The sequence below is a fragment of the Microbacterium indicum DSM 19969 genome, from assembly GCF_000422385.1.
In the GTDB taxonomy this organism is placed as follows: Bacteria; Actinomycetota; Actinomycetes; order Actinomycetales; family Microbacteriaceae; genus Microbacterium; species Microbacterium indicum.
Genome location: NZ_AULR01000018.1, coordinates 13,406 through 38,470 on the forward strand (window position 1 = coordinate 13,406; position 25,065 = coordinate 38,470).

26 protein-coding genes and 1 pseudogene are annotated in these 25,065 nt (G+C 70.1%); 15 read left to right on the plus strand and 12 right to left on the minus strand.

Going from position 1 to position 25,065, the window contains the following annotated elements:
- Nucleotides 1-2 precede the first annotated feature (2 nt).
- The 3 genes from rplC to H576_RS0111520 all read right to left on the minus strand — a co-directional run bounded on the left by rplC (nt 3) and on the right by H576_RS0111520 (nt 1,661).
- Nucleotides 3-662, minus strand: a complete 660-nt coding sequence (rplC, locus tag H576_RS0111510) for a 50S ribosomal protein L3 (RefSeq protein WP_029151061.1) — start codon at nt 660-662, stop codon at nt 3-5.
- Nucleotides 663-676: 14 nt separating this feature from the next.
- Entirely contained in the window at nt 677-985 is a 309-nt protein-coding gene (rpsJ, locus tag H576_RS0111515; RefSeq protein WP_029151062.1) for a 30S ribosomal protein S10, read from the minus strand.
- A 463-nt stretch (nt 986-1,448) separates the two neighbouring features.
- A complete protein-coding gene (locus H576_RS0111520; RefSeq protein ID WP_029151063.1) occupies nt 1,449-1,661 on the minus strand; it encodes a hypothetical protein in 213 nt (70 codons plus the stop codon).
- A 102-nt stretch (nt 1,662-1,763) separates the two neighbouring features.
- Here H576_RS0111520 and H576_RS0111525 point away from each other — a divergent pair, with 102 nt between their 5' ends.
- From H576_RS0111525 to H576_RS15585, 3 genes are read left to right on the plus strand one after another with little or no spacing between them, the layout of a single operon-like run.
- Entirely contained in the window at nt 1,764-2,207 is a 444-nt protein-coding gene (locus H576_RS0111525; RefSeq protein ID WP_029151064.1) for a GtrA family protein, read from the plus strand.
- Nucleotides 2,204-3,037 (plus strand): glycosyltransferase family 2 protein, encoded by an 834-nt coding sequence (locus H576_RS15580; RefSeq protein ID WP_036320716.1) that lies wholly within the window; start codon nt 2,204-2,206, stop codon nt 3,035-3,037. Before H576_RS0111525 ends, H576_RS15580 begins: the two co-directional genes overlap by 4 nt.
- Nucleotides 3,034-3,978, plus strand: coding sequence for a glycosyltransferase family 2 protein (locus H576_RS15585; RefSeq protein WP_051172690.1), 945 nt, complete (start codon nt 3,034-3,036; stop codon nt 3,976-3,978). The genes H576_RS15580 and H576_RS15585 overlap by 4 nt, the downstream gene beginning before the upstream one ends.
- Before the next feature lie 178 nt (nt 3,979-4,156).
- On the opposite strand, the gene H576_RS0111540 is transcribed toward H576_RS15585, so the two are convergent.
- Nucleotides 4,157-6,331, minus strand: a complete 2,175-nt coding sequence (locus H576_RS0111540) for a YfhO family protein (RefSeq protein ID WP_029151065.1) — start codon at nt 6,329-6,331, stop codon at nt 4,157-4,159.
- Between the two features lie 53 nt (nt 6,332-6,384).
- Between H576_RS0111540 and rfbA the strand changes: the two genes are divergently transcribed.
- Genes rfbA through H576_RS0111565 form a run of 5 tightly spaced genes read left to right on the plus strand, consistent with a single transcriptional unit; the run spans nt 6,385 to nt 11,086 of the window.
- The gene (rfbA, locus tag H576_RS0111545; protein ID WP_029151066.1) at nt 6,385-7,254 is read left to right on the plus strand and encodes a glucose-1-phosphate thymidylyltransferase RfbA; all 870 of its coding nucleotides are present in this window, start codon (nt 6,385-6,387) and stop codon (nt 7,252-7,254) included.
- Nucleotides 7,251-8,249 (plus strand): dTDP-glucose 4,6-dehydratase, encoded by a 999-nt coding sequence (rfbB, locus tag H576_RS0111550; RefSeq protein ID WP_029151067.1) that lies wholly within the window; start codon nt 7,251-7,253, stop codon nt 8,247-8,249. The genes rfbA and rfbB overlap by 4 nt, the downstream gene beginning before the upstream one ends.
- A complete protein-coding gene (gene rfbD / locus H576_RS0111555; protein ID WP_036320729.1) occupies nt 8,249-9,640 on the plus strand; it encodes a dTDP-4-dehydrorhamnose reductase in 1,392 nt (463 codons plus the stop codon). The genes rfbB and rfbD overlap by 1 nt, the downstream gene beginning before the upstream one ends.
- Nucleotides 9,641-9,669: 29 nt before the next feature.
- Entirely contained in the window at nt 9,670-10,128 is a 459-nt protein-coding gene (locus tag H576_RS0111560) for an RrF2 family transcriptional regulator (RefSeq protein ID WP_029151069.1), read from the plus strand.
- 55 nt (nt 10,129-10,183) lie between these two features.
- The gene (locus H576_RS0111565) at nt 10,184-11,086 is read left to right on the plus strand and encodes a sulfite exporter TauE/SafE family protein (protein ID WP_029151070.1); all 903 of its coding nucleotides are present in this window, start codon (nt 10,184-10,186) and stop codon (nt 11,084-11,086) included.
- Nucleotides 11,087-11,093: 7 nt separating this feature from the next.
- Here H576_RS0111565 and cysC read toward each other — a convergent pair whose 3' ends face one another.
- Entirely contained in the window at nt 11,094-12,191 is a 1,098-nt protein-coding gene (gene cysC, locus H576_RS16905; protein ID WP_245559175.1) for an adenylyl-sulfate kinase, read from the minus strand.
- Nucleotides 12,184-13,161 carry a sulfite exporter TauE/SafE family protein gene (locus H576_RS15595; protein WP_245559176.1) on the minus strand — a complete coding sequence of 326 codons (978 nt, stop codon included), beginning with the start codon at nt 13,159-13,161 and terminating at the stop codon, nt 12,184-12,186. Before H576_RS15595 ends, cysC begins: the two co-directional genes overlap by 8 nt.
- Nucleotides 13,162-13,379: 218 nt before the next feature.
- On the opposite strand from H576_RS15595, the gene H576_RS0111580 reads away from it, so the two are divergent.
- The 5 genes from H576_RS0111580 to H576_RS15605 all read left to right on the plus strand — a co-directional run bounded on the left by H576_RS0111580 (nt 13,380) and on the right by H576_RS15605 (nt 17,280).
- On the plus strand, nt 13,380-14,168 hold the full coding sequence (locus H576_RS0111580) for a 3'(2'),5'-bisphosphate nucleotidase CysQ (RefSeq protein WP_245559177.1): 789 nt from the start codon (nt 13,380-13,382) through the stop codon (nt 14,166-14,168).
- A gap of 10 nt (nt 14,169-14,178) precedes the next feature.
- Nucleotides 14,179-15,090 carry a sulfate adenylyltransferase subunit CysD gene (gene cysD / locus H576_RS0111585; RefSeq protein ID WP_029151072.1) on the plus strand — a complete coding sequence of 304 codons (912 nt, stop codon included), beginning with the start codon at nt 14,179-14,181 and terminating at the stop codon, nt 15,088-15,090.
- Nucleotides 15,091-15,093: 3 nt separating this feature from the next.
- Entirely contained in the window at nt 15,094-16,344 is a 1,251-nt protein-coding gene (cysN, locus tag H576_RS0111590) for a sulfate adenylyltransferase subunit CysN (RefSeq protein ID WP_029151073.1), read from the plus strand.
- Nucleotides 16,345-16,423: 79 nt separating this feature from the next.
- Entirely contained in the window at nt 16,424-16,927 is a 504-nt protein-coding gene (locus H576_RS15600; RefSeq protein WP_051172694.1) for a helix-turn-helix domain-containing protein, read from the plus strand.
- 2 nt (nt 16,928-16,929) lie between these two features.
- The gene (locus H576_RS15605) at nt 16,930-17,280 is read left to right on the plus strand and encodes a VapC50 family PIN domain-containing toxin (protein ID WP_051172697.1); all 351 of its coding nucleotides are present in this window, start codon (nt 16,930-16,932) and stop codon (nt 17,278-17,280) included.
- Nucleotides 17,281-17,284: 4 nt separating this feature from the next.
- On the opposite strand, the gene H576_RS15610 is transcribed toward H576_RS15605, so the two are convergent.
- Nucleotides 17,285-18,826 carry a sugar transferase gene (locus tag H576_RS15610; RefSeq protein WP_245559178.1) on the minus strand — a complete coding sequence of 514 codons (1,542 nt, stop codon included), beginning with the start codon at nt 18,824-18,826 and terminating at the stop codon, nt 17,285-17,287.
- A gap of 85 nt (nt 18,827-18,911) precedes the next feature.
- Between H576_RS15610 and H576_RS16770 the strand changes: the two genes are divergently transcribed.
- Nucleotides 18,912-20,009, plus strand: coding sequence for a glycosyltransferase (locus H576_RS16770; protein ID WP_029151074.1), 1,098 nt, complete (start codon nt 18,912-18,914; stop codon nt 20,007-20,009).
- Between the two features lie 22 nt (nt 20,010-20,031).
- On the opposite strand, the gene H576_RS0111615 is transcribed toward H576_RS16770, so the two are convergent.
- The 5 genes from H576_RS0111615 to H576_RS0111630 form a co-directional block, all read right to left on the minus strand.
- Nucleotides 20,032-21,258 (minus strand): ATP-binding protein, encoded by a 1,227-nt coding sequence (locus H576_RS0111615; RefSeq protein ID WP_029151075.1) that lies wholly within the window; start codon nt 21,256-21,258, stop codon nt 20,032-20,034.
- 254 nt (nt 21,259-21,512) lie between these two features.
- Nucleotides 21,513-22,535 (minus strand): polysaccharide pyruvyl transferase family protein, encoded by a 1,023-nt coding sequence (locus H576_RS0111620; protein ID WP_029151076.1) that lies wholly within the window; start codon nt 22,533-22,535, stop codon nt 21,513-21,515.
- Nucleotides 22,528-23,496, minus strand: coding sequence for a glycosyltransferase (locus H576_RS15615; protein WP_051172699.1), 969 nt, complete (start codon nt 23,494-23,496; stop codon nt 22,528-22,530). The genes H576_RS0111620 and H576_RS15615 overlap by 8 nt, the downstream gene beginning before the upstream one ends.
- Nucleotides 23,493-23,708: a hypothetical protein gene (locus tag H576_RS16775; RefSeq protein WP_156888214.1), complete on the minus strand. Its 216-nt coding sequence runs from the start codon at nt 23,706-23,708 to the stop codon at nt 23,493-23,495. The genes H576_RS15615 and H576_RS16775 overlap by 4 nt, the downstream gene beginning before the upstream one ends.
- Nucleotides 23,709-24,342: 634 nt before the next feature.
- Entirely contained in the window at nt 24,343-24,753 is a 411-nt protein-coding gene (locus H576_RS0111630) for a tetratricopeptide repeat protein (protein WP_029151077.1), read from the minus strand.
- A 114-nt stretch (nt 24,754-24,867) separates the two neighbouring features.
- Between H576_RS0111630 and H576_RS17220 the strand changes: the two are divergent.
- Nucleotides 24,868-25,065, plus strand: a pseudogene (locus H576_RS17220) (ISL3 family transposase); the annotation flags it as partial.

Genomic DNA, 25,065 nt, shown 5'->3' on the forward strand with positions numbered 1-25,065 from the left:
ACTCAGGCTCCCTTCACTGCGTTGCGGACGAACACGACGCGACCGCGCGCACCGGGGACGGCGCCCTTGACGAGCAGCAGACCCTTCTCGGCGTCGACGGAGTGCACCGTGAGGTTGAGGACGGTCACGCGCTCGCCGCCCATACGGCCGGCCATGCGCATGCCCTTGAAGACGCGGCTCGGGGTCGCCGAGGCGCCGATCGAACCGGGCTTGCGGTGGTTGCGGTGCGAACCGTGCGAAGCCGAGACGCCCTTGAAGTTGTGGCGCTTCATGACGCCCGCGAAGCCCTTGCCCTTGCTGGTGCCGACGACGTCGACCAGCTGGCCTGCCTCGAACGTGCCGTCGACCGTGAGCTCCTGGCCGGCCGCGTAGTCGGCGGCGTCGGCGGTGCGGATCTCGGTGACGTGACGACGGGGCGTCACGCCTGCGGCCGAGAAGTGGCCCGTGAGGGGCTGGGTGACCTTGCGGGGGTCGATCTCGCCGGCGGCGATCTGGACGGCGCTGTAGCCGTCCTTCTCGGGCGTGCGGACCTGGGTCACGACGTTGGGCGCGAGCTCGATCACCGTGACGGGGATCAGCTTGCCGCTCTCGTTCCAGACCTGGGTCATGCCCAGCTTCTTGCCGAGCAGGCCCTTCGAAACCTTGTTGTTGATGTCAGCCATGTCGATCCCTGCCCTCAGAGCTTGATCTCGATGTTGACGTCGGCCGGAAGGTCGAGACGCATGAGCGAGTCGACGGCCTTCGGCGTCGGGTCCACGATGTCGATGAGGCGCTTGTGCGTGCGCATCTCGAAGTGCTCGCGGCTGTCCTTGTACTTGTGGGGCGAACGGATGACCGCCACGACGTTCTTCTCCGTCGGGAGGGGCACCGGGCCCACGACCTGCGCACCAGCGCGGGTCACGGTGTCGACGATCTTGCGCGCCGACGTGTCGATGACCTCGTGGTCATACGACTTCAGGCGAATGCGGATCTTCTGTCCCGCCATTTGTCTGCTCACTCTCTTAACGCGTCATACCTCAAGGGCATTGGACGCACGGACCCTCCGGATACCCTTCGGGTCTGGCACCGTGACTGCTCGCGTCGCAGGACGGATCCCGCTGCGCGACAGCCGCGCCGTGTTCACATGTCAGCCCCACGCACACGGGTGCGACCCCGTGCGATGTGGGTGTGTGATCGCTCCTCTGCCCGCGGCCCAGAACCGATCGCGCGAGGCGAGGTCTGTGCACTGCCGATGCAGTGATCCGACCGGCGCGCAGAGCGCAGCCGTCGAAATGTGGAACCTGTCTATTGTGCCAGCCCGTCACCGTCTTTGGCAACCCGGGCGTGTCGCGCTCACGGCCGCGTGATTCCGCGGATCCGGGCGTTCGGACACGACCCTCTCAGCGTACTCTCCGGCGCACGCAGAAGGGCCCGTCCGAAGACGGGCCCTTCGCTGCTCGCGGTGCGGCTTACTCGTTGCCGATCTTGCCGTCGAGGTCGTCGCGCACGCCGTCGATCTTGTCGGCGGCACCGGGGGCGACCTTCTTGGCGAAGCCGGCGACTCCGTCGAGCGCCTTGTCCGAGATGTCCTCGGCCTGGTCGCTCTTGAGCGCGTCCTGCACCTTGTCCTTGTTCGCCTCGAAGGCGTCCTTGCCCTTGTTGATCAGGTCGTCGAGTCCCATGGGTACCCCCGCAAGTGTCGTCGTCATGCACCGGCCGATCGGCCGCGCGTCAGTAGTGTGACACGTGTGAGCGGCGAGGAGAAGACCCGGAGTCCGGGAGGGATGTCGGGCCCCGACGGACCCCTCCTGCGGCTCTTCAAGGACCGCCGCGTCGCGTTCCTGTTCGTCGGGGTGCTCAACACGGGGATCGGCTTCGTCTGGTTCGTCGCGTTCTCCGGGCTCTTCCGCGTCGCGGCGCCCGGCCAGGCGTGGACGGTGTTCGCCGTCATCGTCTGCGCGCAGATCCTCTCGACGCTCAGCGCCTTCTTCCTCTACCGCCACCTGGTCTTCCGCGTGACGGGCCACTTCTGGCTCGACTTCTGGCGGTTCCAGCTCGTCTACCTCGGGGCTTTCGTCCTGAACCTCGTCGTGGTGCCCCCGCTCAAGCTCTGGCTCGGGTGGGACGAGATCGTCGCGCAGCTCGCGTTCACGATCGTCACCGCCGTCATCAGCTGGTTCGGGCACAGCCGCTTCTCGTTCCGACGCCCCCAGGAGGAGCGCCCGTGACATCGCCGAAGCTCTCGGTCGTGATCCCCGCCTTCCGGCAGGCCGACTACATCGAGGAGGCCATGCGGTCGGTCCTCGATCAGCGGGACGTCGACCTCGAGCTCGTCGTCGCCGACCACTCCTCGGGCGACGGCACGTACGAGGCCGCCGAGCGCCTCGCGGGGGATCCGCGGGTGCGGCTCCTCACGACGCCGACCGGGGGCGGGGCGCCCGCGAACTGGGCCGCCGTGACCGCCGCCGCGACGGGCGAGCACATCAAGCTGCTGCCGGGCGACGACGCCGTCGCCCCCGGGTCGCTCGCGCGCCAGGCGGCGCTGCTCGACGCGCACCCGGGATCCGTCCTCACCGCGGGCCGCCGCCGGATCGTCGACGAGCGCGGGCGCGCGATGGGGCCCGCGCGCGGGCTGCAGGGGCTGGACGCCTTCATGACGGGGGGCGCGGCCGCGAAGGCCGCGGTGCGCAGCGGCACGAACCCGTTCGGCGAGCCCGGCGCCGTCATGATGCGGCGCGCCGCGCTCGAGGCCGCGGGCGGCTGGCAGGGGCGCTGGTCGTACGCGATCGACGTCGCGAGCTATCTCGGGGTGCTGCGGCACGGATCCTTCGTGCGCGACGACGCCGTCGCCTCGACCTTCCGCGTGAGCGCCGGCCAGTGGTCGGTCGCGCTCGCCGACGAGCAGTCGGCCGAGATGCGGCGCCTGTTCGACTGGGCCGCCCAGACGTTCGACGAGGTCGACACCTACGACGTGGCCCGCGGCGCCCGCCGCGCCCGCACGATGGCCGGCCTGCGCCGCGCCGTGTACGCCGTGATGCCCCGGGGGAAGAAGAAGTGAAGTCGGTCGCGTTCGTGCTGCCCATCTACGACGAAGAGGGCAACATCCCGCTGCTGTACGAGCGGCTCGCCGCCGTGGCGGCGCCGCTCGCCGATCGCTACGCGTTCGAGTTCGTCTTCGTCGACGACGGATCCCGCGACCGCTCGCTGGCTCTGCTGCGCGGGCTGCGTGAGCGCGACGAGCGGGTCTCGGTGTATTCGCTCGCCCGCAACTCGGGGCACCAGATCGCCGTGACGGCGGGGATCGACGTGGCCGACGCCGACGCCGTCATCGTCATGGACAGCGACCTGCAGGATCCGCCCGAGGTCGCGGCGCAGCTCATCGCGGCGTGGGAGGGCGGCGCGGACGTCGCCTACGCGCAGCGGCGCACGCGCGACGACGGGTTCTTCAAGCGGCTGACGGCCGGCGGGTTCTACTGGGTGCTCTCGAAGCTCGCGCGGATCGACATCCCCCGCGACACGGGCGACTTCCGCCTCATGGATCGGAAGGTCGTCGAGGAGCTGCGCCGCTACCCCGAGCACAACCGCTTCATCCGCGGCATGGTCGCCGACGTCGGGTTCGTGCAGCGCCCCGTGCTGTTCGACCGAGACGCGCGCCACGCGGGCAAGACGGGCTACCCGCTCAGCAAGATGCTGAAGCTCGCGGCCGACGGGATCCTCGGGTTCTCGTCGGCGCCCCTGCGCTTCATCTCGGGCGCGGGCGTCGTGCTCGCGATCGCGTCGGCGCTGTGGGTCGTCTACCTCGCGCTGCAGCGCTGGCTCAACCCCGACTCGCTCGTCGAGGGGTGGACCTTCATCATGGCGGGCATGTTCCTGCTGGGCGGGATCCAGCTGCTGATGCTCGGGATCATCGGGCAGTACATCGGGCGGATCTACGAAGAGGTCCAGGCCCGCCCGCTCTACGCCTTCGCGGTGCGCGAGTCGGGCCCCCGCCCCCGCTGACCGGAGATCGCCAATTCTCCGTCAATTCCCCCGCTCTCGCGTGGGGAATTGACGGAGAATTGGCGATCCCACGAGGCCGACCCCGCGTCGCGGCGGACGCTCGGCGCGGGGCGCGGAGGCGGGCGGCCGGGGCGGCGGCGGGCGGCCGGGGCGGCGGGGTCAGCGGCGGGCGACGGGGTCAGGGGCGCGCGCCTGCGCGGCGGGACCGGGCGCGGAGCAGGAGCCAGGCCGCGAGGACGAGCCACGCGCCGACGAACGACGCGACGAGGATCGGGAACGGCGGCGGCAGGAAGCGCACCGTCACGGTGTCGCCCGGCTCCGCCCCCGAGACGTCGACCGTGAGCAGGTATCCGCGCACCGGATCCGCGAGCTCCGCCCCCGACACCGAGTACCCCGGGAAGGGCAGGCGGCTCAGCACGACCTCGCCCGAGGGCCCGACCTCGTCGACCGTGAACGTCACGGTCGTGTCGGTGACCTCGACGTCCGACAGCTCGGAGTCGGTGTACGTCACCCCACCCGCGCTGGGCAGCGGCTCGTCGCGCTCGAAGAACCAGTTCCAGTACCCCTCGCGCGCCAGGTGCCAGCCCTCGGGCGCGACGGGCTCGGTCTCGTAGGTGGCCTTCGCCGCGACGATCGCCGAGATGCTCATGAGGTCGCTCACGCGCTCCCCCGTGTCGGGATCGATGCTCCAGAGCGTGCCGAGCGCGTCGGCGCACGTGAGGCCGCGCAGGTCGCTGCAGAGGTCGTTCGCGAACGCGCTGAACGGCAGGACCGTGTAGACGCTCGCGACGGGCGTGTCGGCGAGGTACCAGAGGTTGCCCATCAGCCGCTCGTTCCAGCTGTCGGGGGTGTTCTGCCCCGTGTAGTAGTTGCCCACGACGATCGCGTCGCCCTCGACCCCGTCGAGCGCGCTCTCGAGGGTCTCGGTCGACGTCGGCGCGTTCACCGACGGCATGGGCGACTCGGTGAAACGCGCGAGCTGCGTGAGCGAGACGCCCGACGTCACGAGCGTCGAGAGCAGGACCGCGACGGCGGTCGCCCGGGTCGCCGCGCCCGCGCCCGCCCCGGGGCGCCCGGCGCGCCGCGAGAGGATCACGAAGCCCGCGAGCGCGACGAGCTGCACCGCCGTGCCGGCGAAGATCGCCTTCCACGACCACATCTCGTTGACCCACGAGAGGTAGCCGCACGCCGCGATGAGGGCGAGCGACGCCCACACGTTCCCGCGCGTCACCTTCGGGAAGCGCTGCGATGCGGCCACCGCGAGCACGATGATCACGGCGATCGCGAGGTACGGCATCATGCGCAGCGGCCAGCGGATCGCCCCGAGCTGCGCGGGCGCGAGCACGACGGCGAGCATCGTCGCCCCGAGCACGAGAACGGGGGTCAGCCGCGCGAGCGAGCGCTTCGCGAGCGGCAGGAAGAGCGGGATCAGCGGGACCAGCCACGCGATGTAGACGAGCGGCCCGTCGGTCGTGTCGCCCCACCAGGATCGGATCGTCGCGGTCGACCACGGGGATCCGGCCGAGAAGAGGTCGGTCAGGTCGGCGTTGAGGAAGTGGTCGTTCTCGATCGGATCCGTCGCCCGCTTCGTCACGGGGGCCGTCGCGATCGCGGGCAGGTAGATCACGATGGTCCACAGCGCGCCCCAGGCGCTCGCCGCGAGGGTGCGCCACACCTCGCGCCAGCGGCGGCGGACGGCGTGGCGCACGAGGCTCTCGACCAGCACGATCACGAGGACGACGGCGCCGAAGACGTATCCGAAGGTCACGAGCGCGTGCGACGCCACGAGGTACGGGATCGGCGACTTCCCGTGCTCGACGGCGCGCCGCAGCGTCCACCACAGCAGCGGCAGCAGGCAGGAGTCGAAGAGGCCCGTCGACCACGACGCGGCGTCCATGTACACCGTGAGCCCCGCGACGGGCGCGAGGACCGCGGCGAGCGCCGCCCACGGCCGCGCCGCGCCGAACTCGCGGGTGATGAGGTACATGCCGAGCGAGAAGACCGCGAGGAACAGGATCTTCCACACCGTCACGTGCACGGCGGCGTCGGGGGCGGCGTACGCCGTGAGCCCGATCAGCCAGGTGATGGGGCTGAGGATCCCCCACTGCCCCTCGGCGAAGTAGTTGCCGCCCTGCCAGGCCGACGGGTCGAGGACGGGGAGGGATCCGTGGGTCAGGTACTCGCCGAGCGCCCACCATTGGCCGAACGAGCCGCGCTCGGTGTCGTCGGTGAAGTAGAAGCGCGGGTTGACCGCGACGCGCGCCGTCGCGAGCGCGACGGTCAGGAGGACCGAGAGCAGGGGCCAGCGCAGGCGCTGCCAGAGGGTCGGTGCCGGTGCCGTCGCTGATGCCACCTGGCGAGCCTAACGGCGGGTCCATGCGGGGCCTGTGTGACACGATGGCAGGCGTGAAGGGCATCATTCTCGCGGGCGGCTCGGGCACGCGTCTGCACCCGATCACGCTCGGCGTCTCGAAGCAGCTCGTGCCGGTGTACGACAAGCCGATGATCTACTACCCCCTGTCGACGCTCATGCTCGCGGGGATCCGGGAGATCCTCGTGATCACGACCCCGCACGACGCCGCCGCGTTCCATCGGCTGCTGGGCGACGGATCGCAGTTCGGGATCGAGCTGAGCTACGCCGAGCAGCCCTCGCCCGACGGCCTCGCGCAGGCGTTCACGATCGGCGCCGACTTCATCGGCGAGGACAAGGTCGCCCTCGCGCTCGGCGACAACCTGCTCTACGGCCCGGGCCTCGGCACGCAGCTGCGCCGGTTCGCCGACGTCGACGGCGGAGCGGTCTTCGCCTACTGGGTCGCGAACCCCCGCGCCTACGGCGTCGTCGAGTTCGACGCGGACGGCACGGCGCTCTCCCTCGAGGAGAAGCCCGCCGAGCCCCGGAGCAACTACGCGATCCCGGGCCTCTACTTCTACGACAACGACGTCATCGAGATCGCCCGCGGCCTCGAGCCGTCCGCGCGCGGCGAGTACGAGATCACCGACGTCAACCGCGCCTACCTCGAGCGCGGCAAGCTGCAGGTCGACGTGCTCCCCCGCGGGACGGCGTGGCTCGACACGGGCACGGTCGACGACATGCTCGCGGCTGCCGACTACGTGCGGACGATGGAGATGCGCACCGGCCTGAAGATCGGATCCCCCGAGGAGATCGGCTGGCGCCAGGGGTTCCTCGACGACGAGGGTCTGCGCGTCCGCGCGGAGGCGCTCGTGAAGTCGGGGTACGGGAGCTACCTGCTCGAGACTCTGGAAAGAGGGCGCTGATGCACCTGCTCGTGACCGGCGGGGCCGGCTTCATCGGGTCCAACTTCGTGCACTACGTGCTCGAGAACACCGATCACCGGGTGACGGTGCTCGACAAGCTCACCTACGCGGGAAACCGCGAGTCACTCGCGGGGCTGCCCGAGAGCCGCTTCGAGCTCGTCGTGGGCGACATCGCCGACGCCGCGCTCGTCGACGACCTGTTCGCGCGCGTCGACGCCGTCGTGCACTACGCGGCCGAGAGCCACAACGACAACTCGCTCGACGACCCGCGTCCCTTCCTCGACACCAACGTCATCGGCACGTACACGCTGCTCGAGGCGGCCCGCCGCCACGACGTGCGCCTGCACCACGTGTCGACCGACGAGGTCTACGGCGACCTCGAGCTCGACGACCCGAACCGGTTCACCGAGCGCACGCCGTACAACCCCTCGTCGCCGTACTCGTCGACGAAGGCCGCGAGCGACCTGCTCGTGCGCGCGTGGGTGCGCTCGTTCGGCGTGCGCGCGACGATCTCGAACTGCTCGAACAACTACGGGCCCTACCAGCACGTCGAGAAGTTCATCCCCCGCCAGATCACGAACGTGATCCGCGGCGTCCGGCCCAAGCTCTACGGCGCCGGCGAGAACGTGCGCGACTGGATCCACGCCGACGACCACTCGTCGGCGGTCCTGACGATCCTCGAGAAGGGCGTGATCGGCGAGACCTACCTGATCGGCGCCGACGGCGAGGAGAGCAACAAGCAGGTCGTCGAGACCATCCTTGAGCTCATGGGCCAGCCGGCCGACGCGTACGACCACGTGACCGACCGCGCGGGGCACGACATGCGGTATGCGATCGACTCGACGCGCCTGCGCACCGATCTCGGCTGGAAGCCGCGGTTCCAGGACTTCCGCGCGGGACTCGAGGCGACGATCGCGTGGTACCGCGAGAACGAGGCCTGGTGGGCGGGCGCGAAGGACGGCGTCGAGGCGTTCTACGCGTCGAAGGGCCAGTGATGTTCGGCAAGCAGCTCGGCGTGACCGAGACGCCGATCCCCGGCCTCCTGCTCTTCGATCTGCCGGTGCACGGCGACAGCCGCGGCTGGTTCAAGGAGAACTGGCAGCGCGAGAAGATGCTCGCGCTCGGCCTCCGCGACTTCGGACCCGTGCAGAACAACATCTCGTTCAACGCGACGGCGGGCACCACGCGCGGGATCCACGCCGAGCCGTGGGACAAGTACATCTCGGTCGCGACCGGCCGGATCTTCGGGGCGTGGGTCGACCTGCGCGAGGGCCCCTCGTTCGGCGCCGTGTTCACGGCCGAGATCGATCCCTCCCGGGCGATCTTCGTGCCGCGGGGCGTCGGCAACGCGTTCCAGGCGCTCGAGGACGGCACGGCGTACACCTACCTCGTCAACGACCACTGGTCCCCCGACGCCGCGTACTCGTTCCTCAACCTCGCCGACGAGACGGCCGCGATCGCGTGGCCGATCGCCCTCGACGACGCGGAGCTGAGCGACAAGGACCGCGCGCACCCGCGGCTCGGCGATGTGACCCCGGTCCCGCCGCGGAAGACGCTCGTCGTCGGCGCGAACGGCCAGCTCGGCCGCGCCCTGCGCGCGTCGTTCGGCGACGACCCCACGGTCGAATACGCCGACCGCGCGTCGCTCGACCTCGCCTCCCCTCTCGCGGACGCCAGGCGGTGGCGCGACTACGGCGTGATCATCAACGCGGCCGCGTACACGGGCGTCGACGCCGCCGAGGCCGACCGCGCGGCCGCGTGGGCCGCGAACGCCGCGGGCGTCGCGGCGCTCGCGCAGGTCGCGGCGCAGAACGGGATCACCCTCGTGCACGTGTCGAGCGACTACGTCTTCGACGGCTCGGCCGACGGCCCGTACGCGGAGGACGACGCGTTCGCGCCCCTCGGCGTCTACGGCCAGACGAAGGCCGCGGGCGACATCGCCGCGGCGACGGCCCCGCGCCACTACATCGTGCGCACGTCGTGGGTCATCGGCGAGGGCGGCAACTTCGTCCGCACGATGGCGTCTCTCGCCGAGCGCGGCGTGGATCCGTCGGTCGTCTCCGACCAGGTCGGCCGCCTCACGTTCACCGACGAGATCGCGCGCGGGATCCGGCACCTCCTGGCGTCGCGCGCGCCCTTCGGCACCTACAACCTCACGGGATCGGGCGAGCCCGCCTCATGGGCCGACGTCGCCCGGCGCGTCTTCACCGCGACGGGTCACGACGCGGGCCGCGTGACGCCCGTCACGACCGCCGAGTACTTCGCGGGCAAGCACGGAATCGCGCCGCGCCCCGCGAACAGCGTCCTCGCGCTCGACAAGATCGAGGCGACGGGCTTCGCCCCCGCCGACGCGTGGGAGTCGCTCGCGGCGTACCTCGGCGGCTGAATCCCGACCTCGTCGGCGACAATGGGGGCATGAGGATCTCCGCCCGCGCCGACTACGCCGTCCGCGCCATCGCCGAACTCGCGAAGCACGAGGGCGACGGCCCCGAGACGGCCGAGGAGATCGCGCGCCAGCAGGACATCCCCCACCGCTTCCTCGAGGGGATCCTCACCGACCTGCGCCGCAGCGGCCTCATCGCGAGCACGCGGGGAGCGCGCGGCGGCCACCAGCTCGCCCGGCCGGGCGACGCGATCACGGTCGCCGACATCATCCGCGCCGTCGAGGGACCGCTCGTGTGGGTGCGCGACGCGCGGCCGAGCGACATCGAGCTCGACGGGGCCGCGGGGCCGCTCGTCCACGTGTGGGTCGCGCTGCGCGCCAACGTGCGGGCCGTCCTCGAGTCGGTCACGGCGGCCGACCTCGCGAACGATCAGCTGCCCGCATCGATCACGGCGCTGACCGCCGATGACTCCGCCTGGAGTCAGGCGTGAGACTTTTTCGTTAACCCCTCTATTCCCACGCAGTTAGTCGGGTATCGTCTGCGCCATGCAGACCCTCATCCTGCTCGCCCTCGTCGGCCTCGGAGCCCAGCTCGTCGACGGCAGCCTCGGAATGGCCTACGGCGTGACCTCGACGACCCTGCTGCTCGCGATCGGCACGAACCCCGCGGCGGCGAGCGCGACGGTGCACCTCGCCGAGATCGGCACGACGCTCGCGTCGGGCGCATCGCACTGGCGCTTCGGCAACGTCGACTGGAAGACCGTCGCCCGCATCGGCATCCCCGGCGCGATCGGATCCTTCGCGGGCGCGACCTTCCTGTCGTGGCTGTCGACCGAGCTCGCCCAGCCGGTCATGTCGCTGATCCTCCTCGCGCTCGGCCTCTACGTCCTGCTGCGGTTCACGATCCAGGGCCTGCCGGCGCGCAGCGACAAGCCGCTGCGCAAGCGCTTCCTCGTGCCGCTCGGCCTCGTCGGCGGATTCATGGATGCGACGGGCGGCGGCGGCTGGGGCCCCGTCGGGACCCCCGCGATCCTCGCGAGCGGCCGCATGGAGCCGCGCAAGGTCATCGGCACGATCGACACGAGCGAGTTCTTCGTCGCGATCGCGGCGAGCCTCGGCTTCTTCGTGGGGCTGTCGGGCGAGGGCGTCACGTGGAGCTGGGCCGTCGCGCTCCTGATCGGCGGCCTCATCGCCGCGCCGATCGCCGCATGGATCGTGCGCTTCGTCCCGCCGCGGGTCCTCGGATCCCTCGTCGGCGGCGTCATCGTGCTGACGAACGCGCGCACGCTCATGCGCAGCGACTGGCTCGCGACCCCGCAGCCCGTCATGTGGGTCGTCTACGGCGTGATCGTCGCCGTGTGGGTCGCCGCCGTCGCCTGGAGCACCCGCGGGCACCTCAGGACCCGCGCCGCCGAGCGCGCCCCCGAGCCGGCCGCGGCCGCGCGCTGATCGCGCCTCAGGCGCGCAGGACCGCGAGGATCCGCTCGACCGCGTCGGCGGGCTCGACGACCGACGCGTCGATCGTCAGATCGGCGTGCGCCGGGATCTGGTACGGGTCGCTCACACCCGTGAACTCGCCGATCTCGCCCGCCATCGCCTTCGCGTAGAGGCCCTTGCGGTCGCGCTCGGCGCACACCGGGAGCGGCGTCGCGACGTGGACGAGGACGAAGCGCCCGACCTGCTCGACGCGCTCGCGCATCTCCTCGCGCATCGCCTCGTAGGGTGCGATCGGCGCGCACACCGCGATCCCGCCGTGCTTCGCGACGAGGGCCGCGACCCAGCCGATGCGTCGGATGTTGAGCATGCGGTCGTCGCGCGTGAAGCCGAGGCCCGCCGAGAGGATCTGCCGCACCTCGTCGCCGTCGAGCAGCGTCGTCGTGCGCGGGTCGACCGCGGCGAGTCGCTCGACGAGAAGCTTCGAGATCGTCGACTTCCCGGATCCCGAGAGCCCCGTCAGGAGGACGACGACGCCCTCGGATCCGTCGGCGGGAGCCTCGACGACCTCGATCTCGTCGGCCACGAGCTCGCGCGCGGCGGCGAGCGTGCGGTCGCCGGCGCCCGGCAGCACGATCGCGCGGCGCCCCGCGGCCTCGACGGCCGCGACCGACGCGGCGAGCGCTCGGCCGTCGCCGCGGTCGACCACGATGACGGGATCGTCCGTGTCGGGGAGCGATGCCGGGGCGCCGCCCTCGATGAGCACGGCGCGGGGCACCCGGGCGAACCCGGCTCCGACGCGCAGGTCGGCGCGGTCGCGGTGGCCCAGCGCGCGGCGGGCGGAGACGGATCCGGACACGACCACGCGCGCGGGGAGGTCCGGGGCCTCCCCCGTGCCGATCTGCTCGACGGGCGCGGGCCCGCCGCCGCTCACCGACACCGCGTCGACGCGCAACGACGCGACGTCCGTCCCTTCCTCGTCGAAGAGGACGAGCTCGTCGCCCACAGCGATCGCGGGGTCGTCGAAGGCCAGCTCGGCCGTCGACCCCCAGGCGCCCGCGAGGGCGAGCTCGACGATGCGCAGCTGGGGAGAAGTCAGGGTGAGGGAGCGCTCAGTCACGTGCTCCATCTTGCACGCTGTCGCGCTTCTGCCGCTCGAGCGCGAAGGTGGCCTCGAGGCCGTGTGCGCGGCGCAGCCACATCCATCCGACGGTCGCGGCCACGAGCGCGAGAGACACCGCGGCGATCGTCCAGCTGATCGAGACCCCGAGCATGCGCAGCGAGGAGGCGAGGAGCACGACCGCGAGGGCGCGGCGGACGATCCCGCTCGGCGCGACCGACGAGAGCCGAGCGCCCAGGACGGCCCCCGGCACGCTGCCGACGATGAGCGGGACGACGACCGCCCAGTCGACGTCGCCGAAGAGGAGGTGCCCCAACGCGGCCGCGATCACGAGGGGGACCGCCTGGACGAGGTCGGTGCCGACGAGCCGGTTCATCGACAGGAGTGGGTACAGGAGCATGAGCGCGATGATGATGAGCGACCCGCTGCCGACGGACGTGAGGCCGACCATCAGGCCGCCGATGATCCCGACGATGAGCGTCGGGATCGGCCGGACCTTCGTGACGGCGGCGTCATCGCGCCTCGTCGTCGTGCCGTCCCTGCGCTCGCGGGCGCGGTTCCGCATGCCGATGAACGCGCGCACGCCGATGAGGATCGCCGCGAGCAGCAGGACCCACCCGAGGGCCGCCTTGACGAACGTCTGCACGCCGGTGAGCTCTCCGACGGCGGAGATGACGAGCGATCCGCAGAAGGCGGCGGGGACGGACCCGACCGCGAGCCAGATCACGATCGGCCAGTTGACCGTTCCGTGCCGGGCGTGGACGACCGACCCCGCGGGCTTCATGACCGCCGAGGTGATGAGGTCGCTCGACACCGCGGTGAGCGGGCTGACGCCGAACCCCAGCACGAGCACGGGCGTCATGAGGGCGCCCCCGCCCATGCCCGTCAGCCCGACGACCACCCCGACGCCGATCGCGGCGATCGCCATCGGCCAGTTGAAGTCGATGAGGTACTGCAGCGCCGCATCCATGGCGCGAAACTCTATCAATGAAGCCGGAATAGATGACAAAATCGGTCGACTTTCATTAATCCTACTATTTCACTCGAGTTCATCGACTAAAAGACCATTCATCTCGCGCTGACATGTCCCGCCGCATAAGCGGGAGACGTCGATCGCCTAAGGTAGGGTCACTTCGATGCCGCTTGCGGCGTCTTCCCAGTTTTCCGCTGACAGAAGGCCAGCCCTCCGTGACTGATTTGGTTCCCGCCGTCGGGCCCCACGACCTCCCCGACGCCGAGATCGCCCGCACGCTCGCGACCGAGGCCGCTCGCCGCCTCGTCGAGGTGCGGAACGACAACCCCGACGTCGAGGGCAAAGCACTGAAGGACCTCGGCGATCAGAGCGCGCAGGCGCTTCTCGCGGCCCGTCTCGCCGAGCTCGCCCCGGGCGACGCCGTGCTGAGCGAGGAGGCGGCCGACAGCGCCGCGCGGCTCGGTGCGGACCGCGTCTGGATCATCGACCCCCTCGACGGCACGCGGGAGTTCAGCGAGCACCGAGACGACTGGGCCGTGCACATCGCGCTCGTCGTCGACGGGTCCCTCGCGCTCGGCGCCGTCGCCCTCGGCGGCCCCGACGTCGTCCTCGTCTCGAGCGAGGTCGACGGGCACGCGGCGCCTTCGGGCGACAGGATCCGCATCGCCGTCAGCCGCAGTCGCGCGCCGCAGCTCGTGCAGCAGGTGGCCGAGTCGCTCGGCGCCGAGCTCGTCCCCATGGGGTCCGCCGGCGTGAAGATCTGCTCCGTCGTGCGCGGCGAGGCCGACGCCTACGTGCACGGTGGGGGCCAGTACGAGTGGGACAGCGCCGCCCCCGTCGCGGTCGCCCGCACGGCAGGCCTGTACACCTCGCGCCTCGACGGCAGCGAGCTGATCTACAACCAGCCCAACCCCTACCTCCCCGACCTCGTGGTGTGCCGCCCCGAGATCTCGGGCGACGTGATGAACGCTGTGGGCGCGGCACTCGCGTCACAGCCGGAGTGAAAGGAGCCCGGTGTCTTCTGAATCGCACTACTCGATCTCGCAGCTGAGGCAGCTCGAGGCCGAGTCGATCCACATCATCCGAGAGGTCGTGGCGCAGCTCTCGAAGCCTGCGCTCATGTTCTCGGGCGGCAAGGACTCGCTCGTCATGCTGCACATGGCGATGAAGGCCTTCGCGCCCGCGCGCCTGCCCTTCCCCGTCGTGCACGTCGACACGGGTCACAACTTCCCCGAGATCATCGACTTCCGCGATCAGTACGTCGAGAAGCACGGCCTGCGCCTCATCGTCGGATCCGTGCAGGAGGCCATCGACAAGGGGCTCGTGCAGGAGGAGCCGAACGGCTCGCGCAACCGCATCCAGACGCCCGTGCTCCTCGACACCGTCGAGAAGAACGGCTTCAACGCGATGCTCGGCGGCGCGCGCCGCGACGAGGAGAAGGCGCGCGCCAAGGAGCGCGTCTTCTCGTTCCGCGACGACTTCGGGCAGTGGGATCCGAAGAACCAGCGCCCCGAGATCTGGAGCCTCTACAACGGCCGCGTGCACCCCGGCGAGTCGATCCGCGTGTTCCCACTGTCGAACTGGACCGAGCTCGACATCTGGGAGTACATCAAGCTCGACGGCGTCGAGATCCCCGAGATCTACTTCGCCAAAGAGCGCGAGACCTTCGTGCGCGGCGGCATGGTGTTCGAGGCCAACGAGTTCGCGACGCCCAAGGACGGCGAGGAGGTGTCGACCCGCATGGTGCGCTACCGCACGGTGGGCGACGCGACGCTGACCGCCGCCGTCGAGAGCGACGCCGACGACATCGACAAGGTGATCGCCGAGGTCGCCTCGACCCGCATCACCGAGCGCGGTGCGACGCGCGGCGACGACCGCGTGAGCGAGGCCGCGATGGAAGACCGAAAGAAGCAGGGGTACTTCTGAGCCATGGACATGCTGCGATTTGCGACCGCTGGATCGGTCGACGACGGCAAGAGCACGCTCATCGGGCGCCTGCTGTATGACTCCAAGTCGATCTTCGAAGACCAGCTGCTCTCGGTCGAGGAGACCTCCAAGAGCCGCGGAAACGAGTACGTCGACCTGTCGCTTCTGACCGACGGGCTCCGCGCCGAGCGCGAGCAGGGGATCACGATCGACGTGGCCTACCGCTACTTCGCGACCCCGAAGCGCAAGTTCATCATCGCCGACACCCCCGGCCACGCGCAGTACACGCGCAACATGGTCACGGGCGCGTCGACGGCCGACCTCGCGATCGTCCTCATCGACGCGCGCAAGGGCGTCATCGAGCAGAGCCGTCGCCACGCGACCATCGCGTCGCTCCTGCGGGTGCCGCACGTCGTCCTCGCCGTCAACAAGATGGACCTCGTCGACTTCGACGAGCAGGTCTTCAACGACATCCGCGACGAGTTCCTCGACTTCGCGTCGAAGCTCAACATCACCGACATCACGGCGATCCCGCTCTCGGCCCTCGAGGGCGACAACGTCGTGACGCGCAGCGAGCGCACCCCCTGGTACGAGGGATCCTCGCTCCTGCACCACCTCGAGAACGTCTACATCGGCGCCGACCGCAACCTGCAGGACGTGCGCTTCCCCGTGCAGTACGTGATCCGCCCCCAGCAGAACGACATCCGCGACTACCGCGGGTACGCGGGGCGGATCTCGAGCGGCCTGCTCAAGAAGGGCGACGAGGTCATCGTCCTCCCCTCGGGCCTCACCTCGAAGGTCGCGGCGATCGACACGGCCGACGGCGAGATCGACGAGGCGTTCCCGCCGATGTCGGTCACCGTCCGCCTCGAGGACGAGATCGACATCTCGCGCGGCGACGTCATCTCGCGCCCGAAGAACCAGCCGAACGTGTCGCAGGACATCGACGCCACGATCTGCTGGATGAGCGAGACGCCGATGATCCCGGGCAAGAAGTACGCGGTTCTCCACGGCACGCGCGAGGCGCGCGCCGTCGTGAAGGAGATCCAGTACGAGCTCGATATCAACACGCTTCACCGCAACCAGGAGGCGACCGAGCTGGGCCTCAACGCGATCGGCCGCGTGACGCTCCGCACCACGACGCCGCTCGTGGCGGATCCGTACGCGATCAACCGCGAGACCGGTTCGTTCATCCTGATCGACGAGGCCACCAACGGAACCGTGGCGGCCTGCACGATCAACGAGGCGGCGTAGGCCCGGACCGAAAGGCGCTCGCGATTCCACGGACCCGCGGGCGCCTTTCGTTTTTTTCGTTTTGAAGTAGAGTTGACGCATGTCCACCCCGATCGACTCTCGCCGCCGCAGCCGCGAACCGCAGACGTTCGTGCCCGGCGATTCCGCACGCGACGAGCTCGCCGACTTCGCGGCCGCAGTCCGAGGGTTCCGCACCGGTGCCGCGCTCGTCGGCCCAGACGGTCAGCGCCACGAGATCCCGACCGACGTGTTCCACGTCCTCGAACTGGTCGCCGATGCCCTCGCCATGGGCGAGGGCATCACCGTGGTACCCCGAGACATGTCCATGACGACTCAGCAGGCGGCCGACTTCCTCGGAATCTCACGACCCACGCTCGTGAAGCTGCTCGAGGGCGGGCAGATCGAGTACACGCAGCCGGGTCGCCACCGACGGGTTCGGCTCCAAGCGCTTCTCGAGTATCAGGAGGCCGCGCGCAGCGACCGCTCGGAGGCGCTCGCCGAGGCCGCGCGCGAGTCGATCGCCGATCCGGACCTCATGGCCCCGTCGCACCGCATCAAACGCCTCGCCGAGCTCGACAGCTGACCATGTTCCCCGCGTTCTTCGATACCAACGTGCTCTACGGTGCGTCGTTGAACGACGAGAAGGATCGGCATGTGCTCGCCGCAGCGGTCCGCGGTGGCGCGGAAGTTCTCGTCACCTTCAACCTGCAGGACTTCCCGCAGGAGTCGGCGGCCCCGTTCGACATCGAAGTCGTGCATCCTGAGTCGTTTCCGCTCGATCAGCTCGACCTGCACCGTGCGGCGACAATTCAAACCGTGCAGCGCTTGATCGAGACATACAACTCGCCCACGATGACTCTCGACGACTACTTGCTGACGCTCGTCCGTGCAGATGTCCCCGAGTTCGCCGATGAACTGCGGCGGCAGCTCTACTGATCCATCACGCGGCGGAGCCGCGGCCCGGCTTCAGGACGTCCTTGACGGTCTTGAAGAGGATGACGACATCGCCCATGACCGTCCAGTTCTCGACGTAGGAGAGGTCGAGGCGGACGCTGTCGTCCCAGGAGAGGCTCGAGCGGCCCGAGATCTGCCACAGGCCCGTGATGCCGGGCTTGACGAGGAACCTGCGGTGCACGTGATCGTCGTACTGGTCGACCTCGCGGCGCAGCGGCGGGCGCGGGCCGACGAGCGACATGCGGCCGCCGATGACGTTGAACAGCTGCGGCAGCTCGTCGAGGCTGTGGCGGCGGAGGAACCCGCCGATGCGGGTGACGCGCGGGTCGTCGCGCATCTTGAAGAGGACGCCGTTGCCCATGTCCTGCTGGTCCATGAGCGAGGTCAGCTGATCCTCGGCGCCCACGACCATCGAGCGGAACTTGAGCATCTCGAACTCGCGGCCGTGACGGCCGATGCGCTTCTGGCGGAAGATCACGGGCCCGCGCGAGGTGGTCTTGACGAGGATCGCGACGACGAGCATCACGGGGCTCAGGACGATGACCGCGAGGATGCCGCCGATGAGATCCATCATGCGCTTGACGAAGCGCTGCGCCGGCGAGAACGTCGGCGTCTCGACGTGCATGAGGGGCAGGCCCGACGCAGGGCGGGTGTGGATGCGGGGGCCGGCGATGTCGGTGATCGCGGGGGCGAGCACGAGGTGCTGCTTGCCCGACTCGAGCGACCACGAGATCTCCTTGACCCGGTCGGGGTCGATGTCGTCGGTGCTCGTGATGACGACGGTGTCGGCCCCGACGCCGATCATGGCCTGCTCGACGTCGGCGATGCCACCGGCGACGGGGATCCCCGCCTTCTCGAGCGCGGCCGAGCTGCGCCCGCCCGGGACGCAGGCGGCGACGACGTGGTACCCGGCGCCGCGCACGCGCTGCAGCTCGCGCGCCATGCGCACCGTCGCGCGCGACGAGCCGACGAGCAGCACCTGCGCCGCGTACTCGCCGCGAGCCCGCTGCCGGCGCAGCCAGTGGCGCCAGAGGTAGCGCTCGGCGATCAGGAGGAAGATGCCGAGCGGCAGCGCCATGAGGAGGTACCCACGGGCGATGTCGATCTGCAGGCCGAACGCGATGATCGCGACGACGCCGAAGAGCATGACGCTCGAGTCGAAGATGCGCCGGTACTCGTCGGCTCCGACGCCGAAGACGCGGTCGGATCTCGTGTCGTTGAAGGTGAGGGCGGCGATCCACGCGACGAGGAGGATCGTCGACAGCACGGTGTACGACAGCGTGACGCCGATGAAGGGGTTCGAGATCGCGACGTGCTCTTCGAGCCCGAGCCGCACCCACTGCGTGACGTAGACCGTGGCCGCGAGCACCGCGAGGTCGGTGATGAGGAGGATCCGCGCGTAGCGCTTGCGCCAGTCGGCACGGCGGCCGGCCAGGATCGCGCGCTGGGCGCCCGTCGACGTCGAGACGCGTGCCGGAGCGGGTCGGGCAGCGCCCAAGCCTCCGGCCACCGAGATCTCGGCCGTCACACTGCCTCCTTGGTGCCGCGCGGGAACGCAGCACCGCGAGTTTACAACGATCGGTCAGCGGATTCTCAGTGCGTACCCTTGTCGGGTGCCCGAGCTGACCGTCGCCCATGTGGCGCATACGACCGCGAAGAGCGGCGCCGAGCTCGCGCTGGCGCGGGTTCTGCGCAGCGAGGCGCGCGCGTGGGACGCGACGCTGCTCGTTCCGGAGGGCGCCCCCGACGGCGCCTTCGAGGGGCTCCCCCTCGTGCGCGCGGGCCGGGCGCAGAGGCCCGGCGCGTCGACGGCGGGGCCGCTCGGCGCCCTCTCCTTCGGCGCCGGGATCCTCGCGCAGGCGCGCGCGCTGCGTGCGCACCCCGCGTTCGCCGGGGTCGACGTCATCCACGCCAACTCGACGCGGGCGGCGGTGTATGCGGCCCTCGCCGCGAAGCGCACGCCCCTCGTCGTGCACCTGCGCGACCGCGTCGATCCCGACGCGCTCGGTCGCGCGGGCTTCGAGGCGTTCCGGCGCGTGGCGATCCCCCGCGCCGCCGGGTTCATCGCGAACTCGCGCTCGACGGCCGAGACCCTGCGCCCGTTCACGCGGCGCGGGCAGTTCGTCGAGGTGATCCCGAGCCCCCTGGGGATGGGCCGAGGAAGCGCCCGCGCGCCCCACGACGGGCCGGTGCGGATCGGGATGGTCGCGCGCCTCGACCCGTGGAAGGGGCAGGACCTCCTGATCCGGGCGTTCGCGGGGCTCGAGGACCGGGCCGAGCTGCGCCTCGTCGGCGACGCCCCGTTCGGCCACGACGCCTACCGAGCCGAACTCGCGGCGCTCGGCCCCGCGACCGACTTCCGCGGCTTCCGCGACGACGTCGCCGCCGAGATCGACGCACTCGACATCGGCGTGCAGTTCTCGACCCGCCCCGAGCCGCTCGGCCAGAACGTGCTGCAGTACCTCGCGCGCGGGGCCGCGGTCGTCGCCGCGAACGCCGGGGGGCCGACCGAGTGGATCCGCGACGGCGAGAACGGGCTGCTCGTCGAGCCGAACGACGTCGCGGCCCTCGCGGCGGCCCTGCGGCGCCTCGTCGACGACGAGCCGCTGCGCGCACGGCTGCAGCGGGCCGCCCTCGCGACCCCGGGGATCCCGACCGACGACGAGGTCACGCGGGCGCACGCCCGCGCCTTCCAGCGCGCGGTCCGCTAACGACGGGCAACAGCTCTGGTTGCTAGCGAGAAGCGCCGCGCGGCCGGCGCCGTTTCAGCTCCGGCACGTCCAGCACAGGGACCGCACGCAACATGAACCGATCGAACTGCGGCACGGTGAACGCCGCGTATCCGTGCTCCGGGGTGTAGAGCAGCCCCATGTTGATCAGCTCGGCTCGCGTCGGCGCCAGATTCTGTGAGGTGCGCCCCATGACGTTCGCCACGTCAGACGCCTTCTGCGCATCAGGCCCGAGCTGGGCCATCGCCCGAAGGTATGCGCGCTGGAGCTCAGTCGCACGATCGAGACGCACTCTGAAGAAGGACTCGTCGAGCTTCATCTCATACCCGGGGATCGCATCCTCGACATCACGCAGCGTGATGACAGGGCCCTCTGCGACGGTCCACACGGCATACCCGAGCTCCTGCAGGAAGTACGGGTATCCACCGGTGATCTCAACTGCTCTGGCGAGAGCCGCCTTCTCGAATGACGCTCCCTCGTCACGAGCAGGCTTCTCCAGCGCCTCGGCTGCGTCCGCCGCGCCGAGGTTCGTGATGCGCGGAAACTTGAACTGACGTTCCGCGTACGACTTCGCATCGCCCGCGAGTTCGGGAATCTGAGGGAGCCCCGCTCCGACCAAGGTCATCGGCAGCTTTCGCTGCACCATCTTGTGCAGCGCCTGGATCAGGGACTCGAGCTGAGCGGCGTTGAGGAACTGGATCTCGTCAAAGAGCAGGACGATGCCCTTCTCGCGTTCCTGTGCCGCTTCTCCGACCGAGATGAAGACATCCGTCAGATCCATCGACAGGTCGTCGCTGTCTGCGCGGCCCTCGACGGCATCGACGTCGAAGGACGCCGACAGAGTTCCGTTCGGGTCGACGCTGAGCGTGAACGACTTGAGGACACCCATGGCATGCATGAAACGGTCACTCCACCGCGACCGCGGGCTGAGCTCGAGAAGGGCCGCACGGAGCTTCGACGCGAGCGAGCGGCGGAACGCGGCCTCATCGTTCTTACTCGCTTCGAGCTCCACGACGATCCACTCCACCTCCAGGGCGGCACGCCTGAACTGCCCCAGCAGAACGGTCTTTCCGACGCCGCGGAGCCCCGTGATGATCATGGATTGCTCGGTGCGTCCGCGCGCGACTCGCGCGAGGAGCAGATCGAACAGCTCAAGCTGATCGTCGCGACCGACCACGGCCTGCGGCTCCGCCCCTGCGTTGGGCGTGTAGGGGTTCGTGCGCGCGTCCATGGAGGAACGTCAGCACAGTTAGAGCACTTTATAGGCTTGCAATAAAGTTGCCTAAATCTCATAACATGCGCGTGCGTGAGCCCGTCCGGATCGCCAGGCCACGTCAATCGAGACCCCCGCACGTAGGGCGCAGAATCGTCCCGTCCGAGGCGCGAGACGGGACGAATTCGCGATCCACGCGCGGGGCGCCCGACGTGGAGCGCAGAAGCGTCCCTTCCGCCGCGCGCAGCGGGACGTTTCTGATCCCGGACGCCTCAGCCGCGCCAGTCGTCGCCCGCGAGGAGGTCGCCGATCTCGGCGAGGCGCGTTCGGGCGGCCGAGAGCGCGACGGCCGCGTCGTTCGCGTATGCGGCGAGCTGATCGGGTCCGACGGTGTCGAGCGTCGCCGACGCGACCCACGGCAGGCCGAGCGAATCGAAGTGGCGGGCGAGCTTCGGCCGCGCCGACTCCGTGTGCCCGAGGGGCACGACGCCCTCGGAGAGGCCGATCAGGAGTGCGTGCAGGCGGTCGCTGACGATCGCGGCCATGCCGGCGTACTCGCGGCGCAGGATCGCCTCCTGCTCGGCGTGCGAGCGCCCCGACGGAAACACGACGTGACGCCCACCGAGGTCAGCCGCGAGCCGCCGGGCGTAAGGCGAGTCGCGCTGCACCTGCGCGACGGCGACGACATCGAGCGAGAGGCGCCCGGCCAGGTCGCGGACGGATGCGATCCACGCCGGCGACGGGTAGGGGCGGTCGAAGCGCAGCGAGATCCCGAGCGCCGTGCGCTCAGCGGCGGGCGACGGTTCGAGGGCGAGCGCCCAGTCGGGCATCGCCTCGGCGACGCAGAAGACGTGCGAGGTCGCGTCGTCGCGCCAGCGGATGAGATCCGCCGCGTGGAACAGGCGTCGGAACAGCCACGCGCGATCCCGCGGCGCGGACGGCACCGCGGCGCCGAGCCACACGACTCGCCCGCCGGCGGCGCGGAACCGGCAGAGCGCGGGCAGGATCCGCAGCAGCTGCAGCGTGTACGTGCCCGAGAAGGTGAACTCGCCGGCGTTGATCGCGAGCGTCGCGGGGCCCGTCGTCGCGGCCGAGATCGCGGAGCGCAGCCACGCGTCGAGGTCGGCGATGGGCGTCACGTCGCCGAGGCCCGAGATATAGGAGTCTGACGCGCCGCCGACGAACGCCGTCACGGGACCGCGGCGCCGGAGCGCGTCGGCGTAGCCGCGCCGCAGCGCCGAGTCGCCGATGTTGTCGTCCTGCCCGGTCAGCCAGGCGAACACCTGCTCAGCCATGCGTCAGCTCCACAGCTCGACGGTACGCGGCGCGGTGGGCGCGCGCGACCTCTTCCCATGTGCGGGCCGAGAGGTCGGGAGAGCCCTCCGGGATCCCCGCGGCGAGCGCGGCCGACAGCGTCGCCGCCGACAGCGGGGCGTCGAAGAACCGCACCCACGCCGATCCGACCTCGTCGCGCAGAGCGAGGGTGCTCTCCGTCCGTGGCACGAGGATCGGGCGGCCGAGCGAGAGGGCGACGATCGCGATCCCCGAGCTGTGGAGCTCGCGGTACGGCAGGACGACGAGGTCGGCGGCCGTGACCTCGGCGACGAGCTCGGCGTCGGGCACGAACGCGAACCGGTGCGAGACCCGCGGATCGTCGGACGACGCGATCCGCGACTCCAGGGCGGGATCGAGCGGCTTCCCCACGATCCGCAGCTCCCCACCCGAGACGCCGGCGAAAGCGTCGAGCAGCTCGTCGATGCCTTTGTAGGGGCGGATCAGTCCCGTGAAGAGCGCGCGCCCGGAGACAGGCGCGGATCGCGGGTGGTGCGCGAACGGCTCGACGTAGCTGCCGTGGGGGATCGAGACGATCTCGCCCCGCGCGCGGCGCGCGGCCTCGGGAACGAGGTGGATCTCGACGGCCGCGAGGTCTTCGAGACGCCGCGCCAGCTCTCCCCCGGCGACGTCCTCGTGCGGCGCCGGGTTGTGCCGGGTCGAGACGACGGCGGTGCGGCCCGCACGGAGCCGCAGGAGCAGCGCCCGTGCCAGTGCACGCTTGAGGGCGCCGCGCACGCCGGATCCGCCCGCCAGCGCCTCGGGCCAGTGCACGTGGAACACGTCGTACCGACCGAACAGCGCGCGCGGCCACGAGAAGAAGGCGACCGAGACCCCGTCGCCCGCGACGGCCGCCATGTGCGTGGCGTACTTCGTCCCGCCCGTCGCGGCACGGGTCGAGTGGAGGACGCGGAGGGGCGTCATCGCGTGCGGAGGCGCAGGATATCCGCCTCAACATCCGCGATCGGAATGCCGCGGCAAGGTCCGAGCTCGTCGCGTGCGCCACGTACGTTGTCCGCAGAGAACACCCGGTGCGCGCGTGCAATTCGCGACGCTGGCCGTTGGGCGGCCTCGGCCACGGACTCGTCACGAAGCTCCCCGTCGAGCCTCGTTGTGAACGGTGTCTGCTTGACCATGATCGCCTCCTTGTACCTCCGAAGCCTAAGCAGATTCGGGGCGCTCCCGCTCTCCCGGATCCCACGGCCCCTCCAACGCACAGGCGTCTGGGTAGCGATGGCGCGCGCTGTCGTGCCGTTCTAGGCGTTACTCCGATAACGCCCCATACGCGGAAGTGACAGAAGCCAACGAGCAGACCGGTTTGGCCGTCCCCCTCAACGAAACGCAGGGCTGCTCATGCGGTGACGTGGAGCACGATCGCACAGAAAACTGACCAGCACGACTGCCGGTCGTATTCCTACCTGCCGAATTGCTCAGCGCCCCGTGCGCCTCATGGAGGCGAAGTCGTACGCCGAGAGGTTGGGCTACGCGCGCAGCGGAGCTCTCGAGCCCTCGATGCGTTATCCGTCCTTCATCCAGCAGTTCGGCAAGACGTCGTGGAACGGCGCGGCACCGATCCAGATCGATGAGTCGCGTTGCTCCTCGCCCCGACACGAGCACCGGCGCGCACAACGGGGCGAACGCGATGTGCGCCACTTCCGATACACGCCTCCGAAGCAATCACCGCCTCACCTCCGGTTGCGCCGCGCAAGATCACAACCCACCTGGGTTGGATCGGACGAGGACGCTGCCGGCCCCGTGTGTTCGGCGAGTTCAGTTGCCGCGTCGACCGGCGGGTCGCCAGTCCCGTTCAGGCGTGATGCCATGCAACTTGCACAACGCGAGATACGAATCGAGATAGTCATCCGCGCGCAACTGTGCTTCGTTGACTTGGGCCTCGAACGATGGTTCGGCGAGCCGCCCATCGATCTCAAATCGAAGTTGGTCGCGGAACAGATGCGCCGAGAGGTCACCCGGATTCGCCGCGACAGCCGCGTCAGCAAGCCGAAGTGCCCTATCGCCCTCTCCCTGCCGCCGCAGACGCTGCGCCATCGCGAGCGTCGCGTATCCACGCCCGTAGAAGTCATCAGGCAAGGTGCGGAGGTAGGCCCGCAGTCGAGACATCGGCAGCTTCCTGAGCGCAAACAGATAGAGCAGGTTCGAGAGGTCGGGCCAGTCGGCCATATGCGGCTCTTCGCAGTTGAGGGGGTAGGTGAGGGCGCGTCGGTGTCCTGGTAGGGGTCGAGGTCTCCCGAGGATGGAAGTTCTCACACTGCCCGTCCGACGGAAGACCTCGACGTGTCCCACGCTACATTCGCTGCCCCTGATCTGACCGTGTTCTGCCGCCTCGACGAGCTCGGACTCGACGCCGTCGGACTGGACTTGCGGCGTGATCGGGCGGTCATCGAGTGTCGCGTCGCGGAGCCCGACTCGTGGTGTCGAGGTTGCGGCAGTCAGGCGCTCTCGCGCGGGACGGTTGCCCGTCGTCTCGCGCAC